The sequence below is a fragment of the Streptomyces sp. TSRI0281 genome (assembly GCF_001905125.1).
GTDB lineage: Bacteria > Actinomycetota > Actinomycetes > Streptomycetales > Streptomycetaceae > Streptomyces.
The window spans coordinates 931045-943915 of sequence record NZ_LWLE01000001.1 but is presented as its reverse complement, the minus strand read 5'-3'; the positions used below and the strand labels follow the sequence as shown (position 1 = coordinate 943915).

The 12871-nt window shown below is 73.3% G+C and carries 12 protein-coding genes; 9 read left to right on the top strand and 3 right to left on the bottom strand.

The window, feature by feature from the left end:
- Position 1 precedes the first annotated feature (1 nt).
- The 3 genes from A6A29_RS04365 to A6A29_RS04355 all read left to right on the top strand — a co-directional run bounded on the left by A6A29_RS04365 (position 2) and on the right by A6A29_RS04355 (position 3220).
- A complete protein-coding gene (locus tag A6A29_RS04365) occupies positions 2-1156 on the top strand; it encodes an acyl-CoA dehydrogenase (protein ID WP_073718530.1) in 1155 nt (384 codons plus the stop codon).
- Between the two features lie 7 nt (positions 1157-1163).
- Complete coding sequence (locus A6A29_RS04360) at positions 1164-2147, top strand: acyl-CoA dehydrogenase family protein (protein WP_073718529.1); 984 nt, start codon at positions 1164-1166, stop codon at positions 2145-2147.
- Between the two features lie 446 nt (positions 2148-2593).
- Positions 2594-3220 (top strand): ATP-binding protein, encoded by a 627-nt coding sequence (locus A6A29_RS04355; RefSeq protein ID WP_079182561.1) that lies wholly within the window; start codon positions 2594-2596, stop codon positions 3218-3220.
- A gap of 117 nt (positions 3221-3337) precedes the next feature.
- On the opposite strand, the gene A6A29_RS04350 is transcribed toward A6A29_RS04355, so the two are convergent.
- On the bottom strand, positions 3338-4264 hold the full coding sequence (locus tag A6A29_RS04350; protein WP_073718996.1) for a cyclase family protein: 927 nt from the start codon (positions 4262-4264) through the stop codon (positions 3338-3340).
- An 84-nt stretch (positions 4265-4348) separates the two neighbouring features.
- Here A6A29_RS04350 and A6A29_RS04345 point away from each other — a divergent pair, with 84 nt between their 5' ends.
- The 3 genes from A6A29_RS04345 (at position 4349) to A6A29_RS04335 (ending at position 7599) form a co-directional block, all read left to right on the top strand.
- Positions 4349-5263 carry an SDR family oxidoreductase gene (locus tag A6A29_RS04345; protein ID WP_073718528.1) on the top strand — a complete coding sequence of 305 codons (915 nt, stop codon included), beginning with the start codon at positions 4349-4351 and terminating at the stop codon, positions 5261-5263.
- Positions 5264-5410: 147 nt separating this feature from the next.
- A complete protein-coding gene (locus A6A29_RS04340; protein WP_073718527.1) occupies positions 5411-6553 on the top strand; it encodes an acyl-CoA dehydrogenase family protein in 1143 nt (380 codons plus the stop codon).
- On the top strand, positions 6550-7599 hold the full coding sequence (locus tag A6A29_RS04335) for a Zn-dependent alcohol dehydrogenase (protein ID WP_073718526.1): 1050 nt from the start codon (positions 6550-6552) through the stop codon (positions 7597-7599). Before A6A29_RS04340 ends, A6A29_RS04335 begins: the two co-directional genes overlap by 4 nt.
- 189 nt (positions 7600-7788) lie before the next feature.
- On the opposite strand, the gene A6A29_RS04330 is transcribed toward A6A29_RS04335, so the two are convergent.
- Entirely contained in the window at positions 7789-8781 is a 993-nt protein-coding gene (locus A6A29_RS04330; protein WP_073718525.1) for a GlxA family transcriptional regulator, read from the bottom strand.
- Positions 8782-8843: 62 nt separating this feature from the next.
- On the opposite strand from A6A29_RS04330, the gene A6A29_RS04325 reads away from it, so the two are divergent.
- The 3 genes from A6A29_RS04325 (at position 8844) to A6A29_RS04315 (ending at position 12233) form a co-directional block, all read left to right on the top strand.
- On the top strand, positions 8844-10223 hold the full coding sequence (locus A6A29_RS04325; RefSeq protein WP_241838310.1) for an MFS transporter: 1380 nt from the start codon (positions 8844-8846) through the stop codon (positions 10221-10223).
- Positions 10220-10654 (top strand): ribosomal maturation YjgA family protein, encoded by a 435-nt coding sequence (locus A6A29_RS04320; protein ID WP_073718524.1) that lies wholly within the window; start codon positions 10220-10222, stop codon positions 10652-10654. The genes A6A29_RS04325 and A6A29_RS04320 overlap by 4 nt, the downstream gene beginning before the upstream one ends.
- Positions 10655-10787: 133 nt before the next feature.
- Positions 10788-12233: an MFS transporter gene (locus A6A29_RS04315; protein WP_385731901.1), complete on the top strand. Its 1446-nt coding sequence runs from the start codon at positions 10788-10790 to the stop codon at positions 12231-12233.
- Between the two features lie 15 nt (positions 12234-12248).
- Here the strand turns inward: A6A29_RS04315 and A6A29_RS04310 are convergent, their stop codons facing one another.
- On the bottom strand, positions 12249-12851 hold the full coding sequence (locus A6A29_RS04310; protein WP_073718523.1) for a flavin reductase family protein: 603 nt from the start codon (positions 12849-12851) through the stop codon (positions 12249-12251).
- Positions 12852-12871 lie beyond the last annotated feature (20 nt).

Below are 12871 nucleotides of genomic sequence, written 5' to 3'. Positions count from 1 at the left end.
CGTGGATCTCACGTACACGGAGGAAGAGGAGGAGTTCCGGGCGCGGCTGCGGAAGTGGCTCGCCTCGGTGCTCCCCGGGCTGCCCGCGAAGCCCCCGCCCGACGACTGGCCCGCCCGCCGCGCGTACGACACCGCCTGGCAGCGGATGCTCCACGACGCCGGGTACGCCGGTCTGCACTGGCCGCTCGACGCGGGCGGCCGGGGCGCCACCCCCACCCAGCACCTGATCTACCTGGAGGAGACCGAGCGGGCCGGTGCCCCGTACGTCGGCGCCAACTTCGTCGGGCTGCTGCACGCCGGGCCCACCATCGCCGCCGAGGGCACGGCCGGTCAGCGGGCCCGCTGGCTGCCGCCCGTCCTGCGCGGCGACGAGATCTGGTGCCAGGGGTTCAGCGAACCGGACGCGGGCTCCGACCTGGCCGCGCTGCGCACCCGGGCCGTACGGGACGGCGACCACTACGTGGTGAGCGGACAGAAGATCTGGACCTCGCACGCCGAGGTCGCCGACTGGTGCGAACTGCTCGTGCGTACGGACCCGGAGGCGCCGAAACACCGCGGCATCAGCTGGCTCGCCCTGCCGATGGACGCACCCGGGGTCACCGTCCGCCCGCTGCGCACCCTCGCCGGATCCACGGAGTTCGCCGAGATGTTCCTCGACGAGGTCCGGGTGCCGGTCTCCCACCGCGTCGGCGCGGAGAACGACGGCTGGCGGGTCACCATGGTCACCCTCTCCTTCGAACGCGGTACGGCCTTCGTCGGCGAGGTCGTCGCCTGCCGTCGCACCCTCGGTGAACTGGCGGCGGCCGCACGGGCGAACGGCCGCTGGGACGACCCGGTGCTGCGCCGCCGGCTCGGCAGGCTGAACGCGGAATTCCGGGCGCTGTGGCGGCTCACCCAGTGGAACGTCAGCGAGGCCCAGCGCAGCGGCGGCGTCCCCGGCACCGGCGGGTCGGTCTTCAAGCTGCGCTACTCGCAGGCCCGCCAGGAGCTGTACGCGGCGGCGGCCGAGGTGCTCGGCGCGGACAGCCTCGATCTGGACCGGGAGTGGGTCCTGGACCGGCTGTCCTCCCTCTCGTACACGATCGCCGCGGGCACCTCGCAGATCCAGCGGAACATCGTCGCCGAGCGGATGCTCGGCCTGCCGAAGGGGCGCTGAGCGGACTGTGGACTTCCAGCTCTCGGAGGATCAGCGGGCGCTGCGGGCAGGGGTGCGCGACCTGCTCGCAGGGCGCTTCGGCAGGGACCGGATGCGGGCCGCCCTGGACCGGGGCGAGGGCCCCGGCCGGGGCCTGTGGGGGGAGCTCGGCGCGGCCGGGTTCTTCGCGCTGCGGCTGCCGGAGGACAGCGGCGGGGTGGGCCTCGGGCTGCCCGAGGCCGTGCTGCTCTTCGAGGAAGCGGGGCGGGTGCTGCTGCCCGGACCGCTGGTGGCCACCCACCTCGCCGCCGGTGCGGTGGAGGGGGCCGCGGAGGGGCGGACCGCGGTGACCGCGGCGGACGGCGACGGTCCGGTGGCGGACCTGGCGGACGCCGACGCGGTGCTCGTCCTGGGGGAGGGCGTGCGGGTGCTGACCGGGGAGCCGTTGCGCGCCGTGGTGCGCGGGGCCCGCCCCGTACGTTCGCTCGATCCGTTCACCCCGCTCCACCGGTTGACGGACCTGGCCGGACAGGGGGAGCCGCTGCCCGGCGACGCGGCGCGGCTGCGTGGCGAGGGAGCGGTGCTGACCGCCGCCGAACAGCTCGGAAGTGCCGCCCGCACCCTGGAAATGGCCGTCCAACACGCCCGTGGGCGTGAGCAGTTCGGTACCCCGATCGGGTCGTTCCAGGCGGTCAAACATCTTTGCGCCGAGATGGTGGCCCGGCTCGAACCGGCGCGTTGCGCCGTGTACGCGGCGGCTGTGACGGGCGACCCCGCGGAGATCGCGGGCGCCAAACTGCTCGCCGACGAGGCCGCCGTCGGCAATGCGCGGGACTGTCTCCAGATACACGGCGGTATGGGCTTCACCTGGGAAGCAGATGTTCACCTCCACCTGAAACGGGCCTGGGTGCGTTCGGCACGGTGGCTCACGGCGGCGGCCTCGGAGGAGATTCTGGCGGCCGATCTGGGCGGCGGCGGGCAGCGGGACCGGGACCCGGCGATACATGTGTAGAGGGCAGCCGAGCTTGTGGGTGGGGTGTGACTCAGCGCAGCCGGACCGTGCCGAGACCGGGTTGTGTCCGTTGCGTGATTCGTCACCGGCCGGAGTCGGCGCCGGGCTCGGGTACTCTCCGTGGGATGCGAGTGGTTCTGGAACCGGGCGATCCGGGTGCGGCCTGTGCGGCTGCTCCGGACCGGGAGAGATGCCCCGCGCATACCTCAAGGAGATCGGCGGGGCCTGTCCGGGAAGCGATTCCCGAGGCGTCGGCGCGCTCCTGTTCGACTCCCCGCAACGTGCGTCGCACAGTATGCACCACGCGTACTCCTTCGCGCTGGAATATGCCCGAAGCGCTTGTTGCGGTGACTGTACGTCAACCATGCTGTATCCCGAGGGAATCACGTTCCGTGACCCTGAGGAGGCGCGAGGCGATGTGTCCGCCGGTTCGGATGGTGTGAGCGGTGCAGGTGCTTCAGGTTCAGCTGGAGGTCGGGCCGGATCCCGCGGAGGTGGGGCGGGCCCGCAGATGGGCGCGTTCGCGCCTGGTCGGGTCCGGGATGGGGGACGACGAGCCGCTTGCCGAGACGCTCATCCTGCTCATCTCGGAGCTGGTCACCAACGCGGTCGTCCACACCGGCTGTCCGGCCGTGCTGAGGGTGCTCTTCGGCTCGACCGGGGGCACCTGCGCCGCCGGGACCGTACGCGTCGAGGTCGCCGACGCCAGCGCCCGCCCGCCCCTCCAGCGTCATGCCGAGGGTGACGACACCAACGGCCGCGGTCTGGAGCTGGTGGACGGCCTCGCGGACCGCTGGGGCTGGCAGCCCGAGGGCGCGGGGAAGCGGATCTGGTGCGAGGTCGACCGGGGCGGCCCGGTGCTGGTCCCGGTGCTCCAGGATCTGTCCGGGCCGGGGGCCGTCGCGGATTCCGGGGCCGGGGTCACCTCCGGGGGCATCGGGGCGCAGGGCGTCGGCACGCAGGGTGTCGGAGCGAAGGGTGTCGGAGCGAAGGGTGTCGGCGCACAGAGCGTGGGCGCCCAGGGTGCCGGGGCGCGCGAACCGTCCCGCAGGGTCTTCACCCCCTTCCTGTAAAACGGGCGTCGGCGGCACGGGCGGCACCGGCGGTACCGAAAGGCGCCACCGCGAGGCATCGGGCGCCACGGGCTCCGGCCGTCACGGGGGATCCGGCCGCTACCGGGGCTCCGGCCGTCACAGGATGGCGACCGGGGCGACCGGGGTGCCGGTGGCCCCGACGAAGGGCTCCGGCATCGCCGAGAGCAGGAAGGCGTGGCGCCGCTCCTCCGCACAGGCGGTGGAGAGACCTTCGAGGTTCCAGTTCTGGCCCTGGAGCATGCCCATCTCGACCAGATGGAGCGCGTGCACCGGCAGCCACAGGTCCTCGATCTCCGGCGGGAAGATCTCGAACGTGAGGGTGTCGTTGGCGACCGCGGCCACGTCGCGTGCGTGGAACCACTCGGGTGTCCGCACCGAGAGGCCGGGTGACGGATAGCCGTAGCCGTGCTTGTCGCCCGCCAGACAGATCTGCACCTGCCCGGTCCGTACGAGCACGATGTCTCCGGCCCGGACCCGCAGGCCCGCGAAATCCTCCGCCGCGTCCAGGTCCTCCGGGGTGACGGCGTGGTCGCCCGGCAGCCGGTCGACGCCCCGGGCGCGGGCCACGTCCAGCAGGACCCCGCGCGAGACGAGGTGCGGCACGGCGGCGATCGAGCTGAACTCCGCGCCGCCGTGGGCGGTGACGGTGGCGGCGGGGCGGCCGTTGTAGATCTTCCCGCTGTGCGAGGCATGGGTGAGCGCGTCCCAGTGGGTGGCCGCCTGGAGTCCCATCGTGACGGCGTCGTCGCTGGTGGCGACCGTGCCGGGGCCGAAGAGTTCCTGGTTGATCTGGACCATGGTGTGGAGGGGATTGACCCGTCCCGGGATCAGCCCGCTCTGTACGCCGTCCTGCTGGAGCGGCAGCGCGAGCGGTATCCGGCGGCCGGTGCGGACGGTGGCGGCGGCCTCCCGTACGACCGTGTCGGTGATCAGGTTGAGCGTGCCGGTTTCGTCGTCCGCGCCCCAGCGGCCCCAGTTGTTGACGCGCTTGGCGATCTCGTGGAACTCGGCCGGCAGGGACATGGGGGCCTCCTGGGTCTTGTGCCGGAGCATCCGACTACCCATAAAATCTAACGGTCCGTCAGAAACCGCGGGAAGGGGCCGGGCATGGGGAACTTCTTGGCAGGCAAGGTGGTCGCCGTCACGGGGGCCGGCCGGGGCATCGGGCGGGCGGTCGCACGCGCCGCCGCCGCCGAGGGGGCGCGGGTCGTCGTCAACGACTACGGCGTCTCCATCGAGGGCGGCGAGCCGAGCAGCGACGTCGCGCGGTCCGTCGTCAAGGAGATCGAGGCGGCGGGCGGGGAGGCGGTCGCGGTCGCCGACGACATCTCCACGATGGCGGGCGGGCAGCGGATCGTGGACACGGCGCTCGACCGGTTCGGGCGGATCGACGGAGTCGTGTGCGTCGCCGGGATCCTGCGCGAGCGGATGCTGTTCAACATGTCCGAGGAGGAGTGGGACCCGGTTCTCGCCACCCATCTCAAGGGCACCTTCACGGTGTTCCGCGCCGCGTCCGCGGTGATGCGCAAGCAGGAGGGCGGCGGCACGCTGATCGGCTTCACCAGCGGCAACCACCAGGGCAGCGTGGCCCAGGCCAACTACAGCGCCGCCAAGGGCGGGATCATCTCGCTCGTCCGCAGCGCGGCGCTCGGCCTGCACAAGTACGGCGTCACGGCGAACGCCGTCGCCCCGGTGGCCCGAACCCGGATGTCCGCCAACGTGCCGATGGAACTGGCGGAGATCGGGGAGCCGGAGGACGTGGCGGCGCTCGTCGTGTACCTGCTGAGCGAACGGGCCCGCGCCGAACGGATCACCGGTCAGGTGTACACGATCGCGGGCCCGAAGATCGCGGTCTGGGCCCAGCCGAGGGAGCTGCGCGCGGGGTACGCGGACGGGGCCTGGACCCCCGAGAAGATCGCCGACTTCCTGCCGGGGACGGTGGGGGTGGACCCGATGCCGATGCTGGCGCGGCTGGAGGAGATGGCGGCGGCGGCCAGGGCGGGCACCCGGCCCAACGCCTGACCGCACCAGGGGCCGCACCCGGTCCGACGCCCGACCCGCCCGTGGGGCCGTACCCGGCCCGACGCCTGACCGCTCCAGGGGCCGCACCCGGCCCGACGCCCGATCCGCCCGTGGGGCGGAGCCCCAGGAGAGAAGCAGGAGGCACGCATGGACTTCCGTTTCGGGCCCGAGGACGAGGCGTTCCGCGCACAGGCCCGCGGCTGGCTGGAGGCCAACCTCCCCACCGCCACCACCCCCCGCGCCTGGGAACGCACCCTCGGCCGCGACGGCTGGATCGGCCTCGGCTGGGAGACCCCGGCCCCCGGCTACGGCAACCGGAGCGCGAGCCCGGCCCAGCAGGTGCTCTGGGCCGAGGAGTACGCCGCGTCCGCCGCCCCCGCCCGCGTCGGCCATATCGGCGAGAACCTCCTCGCCCCGACCCTGATCGCGTACGGCACCGAGGAGCAGCGGCGGCGCTTCCTGCCCGGCGTCGCACGCGGCGAGACGCTGTGGTGCCAGGGGTACAGCGAACCGGGCGCCGGTTCCGACCTCGCCTCGGTGCGCACGGCCGCCGTACGGGAGGGGGCGGGCGGCTATGCCGTGACCGGGCAGAAGATCTGGACGTCACTCGCGCGGGACGCCGACTGGTGCTTCGTGCTGGCCCGCACCGAGCCCGGATCGTCCCGCCACCACGGGCTGTCGTTCCTGCTGGTCGAGATGGATCAGCCGGGCCGCGTCGAGGTGCGGCCGATCCGCCAGATGTCGGGGACCAGCGAGTTCAACGAGGTCTTCTTCGACGGGGCGCGCGCCGAGGAGGTGGTGGGCGGCGAGGGCAACGGCTGGACCGTCGCCATGGGGCTGCTGGCCCTGGAGCGCGGGGTGTCCACGCTCGTCCAGCAGATCGGGTTCGCCGCCGAACTGGAGCGGGTGGTGCGCGCCGCCGTCGACAGCGGCGCCGTCACCGACCCGGTCGTGCGGGAGCGGCTGGTGCGGCAGTGGGCGGAGCTGCGGACCATGCGCTGGAACGCGCTGCGCACCCTCGGTACGACGGGCGACCCCGGCGCCCCCAGCGTGGCCAAGCTCCTGTGGGGCGGCTGGCACCAGCGGCTCGGCGAGCTGGCCGTACGGATCAAGGGTCCGGCGGGGGCCGTCGGGCCGGCCGCATGGTCCGAGCGGAGCCCGTACGAACTCGACGAGGCACAGCGCCTGTTCCTCTTCACCAGGTCCGACACCATCTACGGCGGCTCGGACGAGATCCAGCGGAACATCATCGCCGAGCGGGTGCTCGGCCTACCGAGGGAGCCGAGATGAGAGGCGTCGTCTTCGACGGCAAGCGGACCGAGGTCATCGACGACCTGGAGATACGCGATCCGGCGCCCGGTGAGGTGCTGGTCGCGGTGGCCGCGGCGGGCCTGTGCCACAGCGATCTGTCGGTGATCGACGGCACGATCCCCTTCCCCGCGCCGGTGGTTCTCGGCCACGAGGGTGCCGGGGTGGTGGAGGCCGTCGGCGCGGGTGTCACGCATGTGGCGCCGGGGGACCATGTGGCGCTGTCGACGCTGGCGAACTGCGGGGCCTGCGCCCAGTGCGACCGGGGCCGGCCCACGATGTGCCGCAAGGCGATCGGCAGGCCGGGGCGGCCCTTCACGCGGCGCGGGAAGCCGCTGTTCCAGTTCGCCTCCAACTCCGCGTTCGCCGAACGCACCCTGGTCAAGGCCGTACAGGCGGTGAAGATCCCCGCCGAGATCCCGCTGACCTCGGCGGCGCTGATCGGCTGCGGGGTCCTCACGGGAGTCGGCGCCGTACTCAACCGGGCGCGGGTCGACCGCGGCGAGACGGTCGTCGTCATCGGCACCGGAGGCATCGGTCTCAACGTGATCCAGGGGGCGCGGATCGCGGGCGCCCTGACCATCGTGGCCGTCGACGCGAACCCGGCGAAGGAGGCGGTGGCCCGGCAGTTCGGCGCCACGCACTTCCTGACCTCGGCCGAGGGCGTGCGTGAGATCCTGCCGACCGGCGCCGACCACGCCTTCGAGTGCGTGGGCCGCACGGAACTGATCCGGCAGGCGATCGACCTGCTGGACCGGCACGGCCAGGCGATCCTGCTCGGGGTTCCGGCGGCGACGGCCGAGGCGTCGTTCCTGGTCTCGTCGATGTATCTGGACAAGTCGATCCTGGGCTGCCGGTACGGATCGTCGCGCCCGCAGCGCGACATCGCGCTCTACGCCGACCTGTACCGCGAGGGGCGGCTGCTCCTGGACGAGCTGGTGACCAGGACCTACCCGGTGGAGGACTTCGACAAGGCGGCGGACGACGCGCACCACGGGCGGGTGGCGCGGGGGGTGCTGGTGTTCTGAGGCCACGCGGTGCGACGCGCCCGCGGTCGCGTCCGTGGTGCGCCCGCGTCGCTTCCGTGGCGCGTCCGTGGCGCCGGGGGAGCGCGTCCAGCGGGCGCCGGGGTGAGCGGCGCCGGGCTGGGCGGCGCCGGGCTGGGCGGCGCCGGGGTGAGCTTGCGCCGGAGTGAGCGGCGCCCGCGCCGTTGTGGGTCAGTGGCCCTGGTCCGCCGTCGTGCGGAAGGTGCGGCGGTACACGGTCGGTGGCACGCCCAACGCCGCCTGGAGGTGCTGGCGCAGCGAGGTGGCCGTGCCGAAACCCGCGTCCCGCGCCACCTGGTCGATCGACAGGTCCGTGGACTCCAGCAACTGCCGGGCCCGCTCCACCCGCTGCTGGGCCAGCCACTGGCCGGGGCTGACGCCGACCTCCTCGCGGAAGCGGCGGGTGAACGTCCGTACGCTCATCGCCTCCTGCCGCGCCATGTCGCGCAGCAGGATCGGCCGGTCCAGACGCCCCAGCGCCCAGGCGCGGGCGCCGGTGGTGGTCGCGAACTGCGGTTCGGGGACGGGCCGGTGGATGTACTGGGCCTGCCCCCCGTCCCGGTGCGGGGGTACGACGGTGCGGCGGGCGATCTCGTTGGCGACGGCGGCACCGTGGTCGCGGCGCACGATGTGCAGGCAGAGGTCGATCCCCGCGGCGACCCCGGCGGAGGTGAGGACGTCGCCGTCGTCGATGAACAGGACGTCCGGGTCGACGCGGACGTTCGGGAAGAGCCGCTGGAAGTGTTCGGCGGAGGACCAGTGCGTGGTCGCGGGCCGCCCGTCCAGATACCCGGCGGCGGCGAGGACGTAACTGCCGGTGCAGATGGAGACCATCCGGGTGCCCGGCCGGACGAGCGCGAACGCGGCGGCCAGCTCCTCGGTGAGCCTGCCCTCGGTGTGGACGGGGCCCAGCTCGTAGGAGGCGGGGACGACGACGGTGTCGGCGGTGGCGAGCGCCTCCGGCCCGTGCTCGACGGTGATCGTGAAGTCCGCGTCGGTGTGGACCGGGCCCGGCGGGCGGACGGAGCAGGTCACGACCTCGTACAGCTTTTTGCCCTTGTTGCGGGGCTCCGCGCCGAGCGACCGGCCGAAGATCCTCTGGGCGATGCCCAGTTCGAAGGGGAGCAGCCCATCGAGGGCCAGGACGACGACACGGTGCGGCATGACGGACCTCCTACAACTCACTAGCTGGTATAGACCAAAAGCTGATACATGTCACTGCTGTGATGGAGAAGCCCACAGAAACCGCGCCCATTCCCGAGGCACCGGACGACATGGTTCCGCCCCCGCCCACGCCGTTCCCGCTACGGGGAGTGACGGCCGGCGCGGGTCCCGGCGCGGGTCCCTGCGCGGGTTCCGGCGTGGGTCCCTCCGGGCTTGGCTCCGGGCTCGGCGCTGGGCTCGGCTCGGGTCCCGGCGAGCTCTGGAACCGTAACTTCCGGTACTTCTTCGTCGCCCGTACCGTCGCGCTCTTCGGGGACGGGATGATCCCCGTGGCACTCACCGCGGGTCTGCTCGGCGCGGGCCGCCCCACGTCGTCCGTCGGGTTCGCGCTGGCCGCCTGGATGGGGCCGCTGGCGTTCTTCGTGCTGTTCGGCGGGGTGCTGGCGGACCGCTTCACCCCGCGCCGCATGATGATCATCGCCGATGCGCTCCGGCTGACCGGTGCGGCGGTGCTCGCGGTGGCCTTCGCGACGGGCAACCCGCCGCTGTGGTCGGTCTACGTACTGAGTTCCGTCGCCGGGGTCGGCGCCGCGCTGTTCCAGCCGGGCGTCGCCTCGACCGTGCCCCGGGTCTCCTCCGACGTCCAGCGGGCCAACGCGGTCCTCCGGGTCTCCGAGGCGCTGATGACCATGGCGGGTCCGGCCTTCGCGGGCGTACTCGTCGGGCTGGCCAGCGCCGGGGCCGTGTACCTGGCGAACGCGGCGACCTTCGCCGTCTCCGGGATCTGCCTCTTCCTGATGCGGCTCGCGCCCGCCCCGGCCGACGACGCGGTGCGCGGCACGTTCGTCGCGGAACTCGTCGACGGCTGGCGGGAGTTCCGGGCCCGCTCCTGGCTGTGGGGCGTGATCGCGATCTGGACGGTGTACGGCTTCATGGTGCTCGGCCCGATGCTCCCGCTCACCGCCGTCCTGGTCACCGAGGAGCACGGCTCGGGGACGTACGGCGCGATGATGGCGGTGAACGGCGCGGGCAGTGTGGCCGGTGGGCTGCTCGCCCTGCGGCTGCGCCCGCGCAGACCGCTCGCGGCGGGGACCCTCGCGCTGTCCGCCGTGGTGGTGAACCTGGTGGTGCTGGGGCTGGGGACGCCGGTGTTCGCGCTGGGGGCCGGACAGTTCGTGGCGGGCGCGGCGTTCGCGTTCTGGCTGGTGATGTGGTCGACGACGGTTCAGACCCACGTCCCGCCGGAGGCCCTGAACCGTCTGCACGCCTACGACGTGGCGGGCTCGCTCCTGATGGTGGCGGCGGGCCGCGCGCTGGCCGGACCGGTGGCGGAGGCGGTGGGCGCGCCGGAAGTGCTGCTGGCCGGTGCGGTGATCAACATGCTGGTGGTGGGCGTGCTGCTGATGGCGCGGCCGATCCGGCGGCTGGAGCGGATCGGATGACGGCGCGGGTGGCCGGGCGGGCGTCGGCCGCACGTACGAGGGCGCTGGCGGCGGCCGGCGCGGTGCTGACCGTGGCCGCCGGGCTCGGCATCCGGTCGGCGGCGGGCGGGGACATCGCCAAGTACGCCGGGGACGCGCTGTACACGGTGCTGATCCACGTCCTGGTGGTGATCGTCGCCCCGAGGGCGCGTCCGCTGCCGGTGGCGGGGGTGGCGCTGGCCTTCAGCTGGGCGGTGGAGTTCGCCCAGCTGACCGGCGTACCGGCGGAGCTGTCGGCGCGCAGCGGGGTGGCCCGGCTGGTGCTCGGCTCGACGTTCAACGCCCCGGACCTGTTCTGGTACGCGGTGGGGGCGGGGGCGGCCTGCGGTGCGCACGCGTGGGCGGTGCGGCGTGGCAGGTCCGGCCGGGCCTTCGAGCGGGCGGCCGAATAGGTCCGGGAGGTCCGGGAGGGGCGGTCGAATAGGTCCGGACAGGTACGGGTGCCCCGACCCGTGGCCCGATCCCTGCGAACCGTGTCCGTCCGGCCACTCGTACGCCCGAGATCCGGGCCGGATGCTGAATGACGTGACCCAGACAACCGAAGGCGCCGCCAGGGACGACGACCGACGGCCCGGCGCCGCCGCGAGGCCGGACCGCGAGGCCGCGACGTCCGACCGCCGTTCCCGGACGTACGATCGCCGCGCCGGCAAGCCCGGCCCCCGTTCCGGGACGTACGACCGCCGCTCCAGGACTCCTTCCCGGCCGGCCGGGAACCCCGGGCGCCGCCGCCCGGAGCCGCGCGTCCACCGGGCCTGGATCATCGCCGCCGTCACTTTCGTGACGATCATCGGCGGCGCGGCGTTCACCTCGCTTCCCGGCCTGCTCATCGACCCGCTCCACACGGAGTTCGGCTGGTCGCGCGGGGAGATCGGGCTGGCCGTCTCGATCGACATGGCGCTGTACGGGCTGACGGCACCGTTCGCCGCGGCGCTGATGGACCGGTTCGGCATCCGGCGGGTCGTCGTCGTCGCGCTGAGCATGGTGGCCGTGGGGGCACTGGCCAGTGTCTGGATGACGGCGGCGTGGCAGTTGATGATCTATTGGGGCCTGCTCGTCGGCCTGGGCACCGGCTCCATGGCGATGGCGTTCTCCGCCACCGTGACCAACCGCTGGTTCGTCGCCCGGCGCGGCCTGGTCACCGGCGTCCTCACCGCGGCCGGTGCCTCCGGCCAGCTGGTGTTCCTCCCGCTCTGCGCCTGGATCGTCGACGCCCACGGCTGGCGCCCGGCCTCGGTGACCGTGGCTCTGGCGGCCCTGGTCGTCGTCCCGTTCGTCTGGCTCCTGATGCGCGACCACCCGGCCGACGTGGGCCTGGCCCCGTACGGCGGCGAGTACGTGGCGAAGCCCGCACCCGAGAAGGGCGCCGCGGGGCGTGCGGTGCGCATTCTGTTCGACGCGGCGCGGACGGGCCCGTTCTGGCTGCTCGCGGGGACGTTCGCGATCTGCGGGGCCTCGACCAACGGCCTGATCCGCACCCACTTCGTCCCGTCGGCCCACGACCACGGCATGCCGATCACGGCCGCCGCCTCGCTGCTCGCCGTCATCGGGGTCTTCGACGTGATCGGCACGATCTTCTCCGGCTGGCTCACCGACCGCTACGACGCCCGCCGCCTGCTCGCCGTCTACTACGCGCTGCGCGGCGTCTCGCTGCTCTTCCTGCCGATGCTGATGGCGCCGACGGTCCACCCGCCGATGGTCTTCTTCATCGTGTTCTACGGCCTGGACTGGGTCGCGACGGTCCCGCCGACCATGGCGCTGTGCCGTGAGCAGTACGGCGAGGACAGCGCGATCGTCTTCGGCTGGGTCCTGGCCTCGCACCAGGTCGGCGCGGCGGCGGTGGCGTTCCTCGGCGGTGTGGCACGGGACGTGTTCGGTTCGTACGACATGGTCTGGTACGCGTCGGGGGCGCTGTGCGCGACGGCGGCACTGATGGCGCTGGTGATCCGGCGGAAGACACCGGCGCCTGTGTGAGGCCCCTCGGCCGGTTCAGCCGCTGAACCGGCCGAACGCCCCCCGGTGGAACAGCAGCGGATCCGCGTCCGCGCCGTCCGCCGTCGCCCCCAGTGCCTCCACCCGGCCGACCACGATCAGATGGTCCCCGCCCGTGTGGACGGCCTGGATGCGGCAGTCGACCCAGGCCGGTACGGAGCGCAGGAGCGGTGACCCGGTCGCGGGGCTGTTCCCGTACGCCACTCCCGCGAACTTGTCGGCCCCGCTCACCGCGAACCCCCGGCACAGCGCGCCCTGGTCCGCGCCCAGGATGTTGACGCAGAAGACTCCGGCGCGCGCGATGCGCGGCCAGGTCGTCGATGTGCGGGCGACCATGAAGGTGACCAGCGGCGGATCGAGGGAGAGCGAGGCGAACGACTGGCAGGCGAACCCGGTCGGACCGTCCGCGTCCTGGGCCGTCACGACGGTGACGCCCGTCGCGAAGTGCCCCAGCACGCGCCGGAATTCGCCCGGGTCGACGGACAGTCGCTCGTCGTCGCGGACGGCTCGGAGATCGGGCCGCGGCAACGGGTCCAGCGGCGCCGGGGCGGTGGTTCCGGCACCGACGGACCTGAGGTACCGGACGGCGGTTGCGGCCATACCTGCGTGTCCCATCACAC

Bases quoted from the DNA above. Each gene is read 5' to 3' on its own strand.
- A6A29_RS04345 (WP_073718528.1), top strand. From the start codon at position 4,349: ATGGGGAACTTCTTGGCAGGCAAGGTGGTCGCCGTCACGGGGGCCGGC.
- A6A29_RS04340 (WP_073718527.1), top strand. From the start codon at position 5,411: ATGGACTTCCGTTTCGGGCCCGAGGACGAGGCGTTCCGCGCACAGGCC.
- A6A29_RS04335 (WP_073718526.1), top strand. From the start codon at position 6,550: ATGAGAGGCGTCGTCTTCGACGGCAAGCGGACCGAGGTCATCGACGAC.
- A6A29_RS04320 (WP_073718524.1), top strand. From the start codon at position 10,220: ATGACGGCGCGGGTGGCCGGGCGGGCGTCGGCCGCACGTACGAGGGCG.
- A6A29_RS04310 (WP_073718523.1), bottom strand. From the start codon at position 12,851: ATGGCCGCAACCGCCGTCCGGTACCTCAGGTCCGTCGGTGCCGGAACC.
- A6A29_RS04330 (WP_073718525.1), bottom strand. From the start codon at position 8,781: ATGCCGCACCGTGTCGTCGTCCTGGCCCTCGATGGGCTGCTCCCCTTC.
- A6A29_RS04325 (WP_241838310.1), top strand. From the start codon at position 8,844: ATGGAGAAGCCCACAGAAACCGCGCCCATTCCCGAGGCACCGGACGAC.
- A6A29_RS04350 (WP_073718996.1), bottom strand. From the start codon at position 4,264: ATGTCCCTGCCGGCCGAGTTCCACGAGATCGCCAAGCGCGTCAACAAC.